Origin of the sequence: Marinomonas sp. S3726 (assembly GCF_000967665.1) — a bacterium.
GTDB lineage: Bacteria > Pseudomonadota > Gammaproteobacteria > Pseudomonadales > Marinomonadaceae > Marinomonas.
On record NZ_JXYC01000100.1, the window covers coordinates 1 to 436 of the forward strand.

Consider the following 436-nt stretch of genomic DNA (forward strand, 5'->3'; position numbering starts at 1 on the left):
AGCGCCAAGCATCGAAGTTTGTAGAGAGTTAGCTGTCTCTACGCCAGAAACACGCGTTGTCACACCTAAGCTTCGGGTTCGTTGGGACGGTCAAGAATTTGATGTTCAGCATGTTCCCGGTGTCATGATTGGAGAAAAATTAAACGTTACCCACAACTCATGGCGCGAAGATTCAGTACAGGTTCATATTACTGACCTTGAAGGTCACGAGCAGATTCATGTTTGCCCTATTGTCACTAAAAACGAGTTTGGTTTTGCTGAGTCTTCAGCCGTTTACGGTGAAGGTTACAAGACGGCAAAAACAACGGTTGCTGATTCTTATAGAGACGAAATAGAGCACAAAATGACAGGAGCCGACTCTAACACCGAAGCGGAGAAATCACGTAAACGTAAAGAGTTGCCACTTGGTGGTGAATTTAACCCTTACGCAACTTTG

1 protein-coding gene is annotated in these 436 nt (G+C 45.0%); it reads left to right on the top strand.

The window, feature by feature from the left end; all coding sequences use genetic code 11:
• Positions 1-436, top strand: a 436-nt coding sequence (locus TW85_RS26315) for a hypothetical protein (RefSeq protein WP_046019903.1), incomplete at both ends; no start/stop codon positions are given.